Origin of the sequence: Zoogloea oleivorans (genome assembly GCF_008107625.1) — a bacterium.
Lineage (GTDB): Bacteria > Pseudomonadota > Gammaproteobacteria > Burkholderiales > Rhodocyclaceae > Zoogloea > Zoogloea oleivorans.
Genome location: NZ_SDKK01000068.1, coordinates 1 through 3,479, shown reverse-complemented (window position 1 = coordinate 3,479; position 3,479 = coordinate 1). Strand labels below are relative to the sequence as shown.

Sequence of the window (3,479 nt, the reverse complement as noted above, 5' to 3'; positions counted from 1 at the left end):
GCGGCCGGCGTGCTGGCCCTGGCGGCGGGCTGCTCCTCGCTCACGCCGGCCAGGCTCAGCAGGTACTGGGTGGCCGTGTCGAGCCCTTCCAGCACCATCCAGATCGCCTTGAAGGGGTCGGTGATGCCTTCCCACACGCCGACCGCAAAGCCTTTGACGAAGCCGATCAGGAAGGCCGGGCTGGCCCCGCTGATGACCTTGGCGATCTTGTCCGAAACCTGTTCCTTGACCTTGTCGCTGGCTGCCCGCAGGGTGCCGAGGAAGGCCATCACGCCGGGTTTGAGGAGCGGCCACAGCACGCCGAAGGTAGGCACCTCGGGGATGGCCTTGAGGGCGGCGATGGCGATGTCGAGAAGGAAGTTGAGGATCGGGATCTTCACGCAGGCCGGCAGCGCCCGCCACGCCCAGCCGGCGAAGATCACCGGGATCAGTACCGGGCTGGCGATGGCCAGGATCAGGCTGCTGATGACTTCCTTGTAGGGCGCCAGAAAGTCGGCAATCTTCGTGGCCGCCGCCTCAATGGCGGCGAGGGCGTCGCGGGCGCCTTTCTTGATGTCGGCGACCAGGGTCTTGAGGCTCTTCTTGGCTTCGTCGAACAGCGCGTGGGCGTAGCCGATGAGGGGCAGGCCGGTGATCGCACCGACCACATCCAGCACGCCGTCGGCCAGCGTCGAAACCTTTTCCGACAGCCAGTCGAGCCCGCCCTGGAGCACGCCCTTGAAACCCGCCACGCCGCCGGTCAGGCTTTCCAGCATGCCGCGGATGTCTTCCGGTGCCTCGCGGATCTTGGCCGGGTCGAGGCCGTTTTCCCACACCCACTGGGCGGCCTTCACGAGCTTCGGGCCGTACTTGACGATGGCGTGGATCTGGCCCATCGGCATCAGCAGCGACAGCGCACCGCCGATTTTCTTGAGCGGCGCGATCACCGGTGCCATGGTGGTCTTGATGCCCTCCCAGATGTCGCTGCCGACGCCCTTGATGTAGCTCCACACCCCGTCCTCGCTGCTGCCGTCGAAGCCCAGTGTTTCGGTGAGCGTGTCCCAGGCGGCACCGAGGGCTTCCTTGGCGCTGCTGATCCAGCCGGACACCGTGGAGGCGACTTTCTTGAGCACCGTCCAGGCGCCCGAAACCTGCTTGGCGATGTTGTCGAAGACGGGCTCGGCGACGAACTTGAGGGCCTTGCCGACAAAGTCCCAGGCCTTGGTCAGGGTCTTGGTGAAGGTCTTGACGACCGGGTTGTCGATCAGGCCGGTGACGAAGCCGGTGAGCTTCTCCATGATGCCGGTGAAGGCTGCGCAGGCCTTGCCTTCGCCCTTCAGCAGATCCTTGGCGAAAGTGGCGGCCTCGCCCAGCCAGCCGGACACGCCATCCACCAGTTCGCCGAGGCTGAAGCCGCCGAGGGCTGCCGGCAGGTGGGCGTCGAGCGCCGCGTTGATTTTGCGCGTGGCGAAGTTGAGCGGCCCTTCGTCAATGATGTCGGCGACCTGCGGCGCGACCTTGCGCAGCAGCTTCATCAACTGGTCGCCGGCGAACTTGCCCGCGGCCTTTGTTCCCGAAGCCACCGCGCTGCCGGCGTCGTCGAGACGCGCAGCCCCCCAGCTGAGGGCCTGGTCGAGGGCGTCTTCTTCCTTGCGCTGGATGGGGGCGCCGGGGCCGGTGTGCAGCTGGACTGGCGGGCCGGCATCGCCGGGGGCGTCGGTGCCGCAGTCGTCTCCCGCGCTGCCGGGAGTGTTGCCGCCATCGGCAGCGTCGCCGCCGCCTCCTTCCTGCACATCGATGGCTGGTGTGTGGGTTTGGGCGTCGTCGTCGGCCGGCCGGTGCTCGGTGCTGCCGGGGGCCTGCCGGGCAATCACCGTGGCGCTGCTTTGCTGCAGGACGTGGGTGACTTCATGGGCCATCAGGCCCAGATCTTCAGGTCGTTCGCGGGCGCTCAGCCAGATGTGTTGGCCATGGGTGAAGGCCCGGGCGCCGAGTTGCCGGGCCAGGCCATGGGCAGTCGGCCCGGTGTGCACCTGCACCTTGCCGAGATCGGCGCCCAGGCTGTCTTCAAGGCGCGTACGCAGGCTCCCCGGCAGGCCGCTGACGACATCGCCGCCGGCCGGCGCGCTGTGCCCCGGGTCGCCGGTGCGTCGGCGGATGGGGCTGGGGGGGGCGGCGGGGGCCGCTTCGGCCTCGAGCAGTTTGTCGGCGCAGTTGGCGCACAGGCGCTGGAAGCGTGGTGTGGCGCTGGCCCGCCGGGCCGGTGCGACCGGCTTGCCGCGCTGTATGGCGCTGGCGACCGCGTCGGCCTCGCGCTCGAAGGCATCGTCCGGCGGGCCGACCTGCAGCCTGGCCTGCGCGCCACCCAGAAAGCGCGGCAGGCCGGCGTCCAAGGTGACTTCGGCGGTGCAGCAGTCGCCGCCAGGATGGGGCCTGGCCGGCGCGGTTTCGGGGCCGCGGGAGGCCGTCGCGTGGCCGACGGCGTTCATCAGGGCGGCTCCCGCAGCAGACCGTGGGGTGGCTGCTTGCCCAGTTTCCGGCATTCGGCCACCACCCCCGCCACGATGTCGGCGTAGTTGATCGGCCGGCTTTCGGTGCGGGCGCTCACCGCCGCGACGAGCACGGCGTTGCGGATGTGGCCGCCGGCCAGATCGCAGGCGGCGGCGAGGCGGTTGATGTCGGCGAGGGGCAGGGCGTGGCCGTCGCCCAGGTGGGCCAGCCACAGGGCCCGCCGCTCGTCCGGCGCCGGCAGGGGGAACTCGATGATGGCGTCGAGGCGCCGGGTGAAGGCGCTGTCGAAGCGCGCCCGGCTGTTGCTGGTCAGGATGGTGATGCCCTCGAAGGACTCGATGCGCTGCAGCAGATAGTTGGTCTGGGCGTTGGCGTAGCGGTCGTTGGCGTCCTTGACCTCGGTGCGCTTGCCGAACAGGGCATCGGCTTCGTCGAACATCAGCACCACCTCGGCGTGCTCGGCGCGGGCGAACAGTTGGGCGAGGTTCTTCTCGGTCTCGCCGATGTACTTGCTGGTGACGCTGGCCAGGTCGACCCGGTACAGGGGTAGGCCGAGGCGGGTGGCCAGCCAGCCGACGGCGAGGGTCTTGCCGGTGCCGGAGGGCCCGTAGAGCAGGGCGCGGACGCCCGGCCGGTAGCGGGCGCGGGTGGCCGGGCCGAGTTGCGGGGCGAGCCTGTCGCGGCCGGTGCAGCGCAGGGCCAGGGCTTCCAGCTCGGCGTGCAGGGCGGCCGGCAGAACCAGTGCGCTGGCGTCGATGGTTTCCGGCAGCAGTTCGGCAAGGGTGCCCAGTTCGGCGGCGGCGCCGTTGCGGGCGGCGCGGGCGATGCGGTCGAGGCTCATGCCGGGGCTGCCCTCGAGCACGCCCTGGAAGCGCCCGGCGCGGGCCAGTTCGTGGATGCGTCCGCTGGCGTGCCGGTAGTCTTCGCCGAGCTGCCGGGCCAGGGCCGCATCGCCGGCGGCCAGTTGCCACAGGGCGACCCGTTCGTTG

General features: G+C 70.2%; 2 protein-coding genes. Both read right to left on the bottom strand.

Annotation, left to right across the window (positions count from 1 at the left end; all coding sequences use genetic code 11):
- A partial coding sequence (locus ETQ85_RS25625) for an eCIS core domain-containing protein (protein ID WP_187394879.1) occupies positions 1–2,468 on the bottom strand: 2,468 nt, incomplete at its 3' end.
- On the bottom strand, positions 2,468–3,479 hold a 1,012-nt coding region (locus ETQ85_RS25620; protein ID WP_148581807.1), incomplete at its 5' end, for an ATP-binding protein. The genes ETQ85_RS25625 and ETQ85_RS25620, both read right to left, overlap by 1 nt.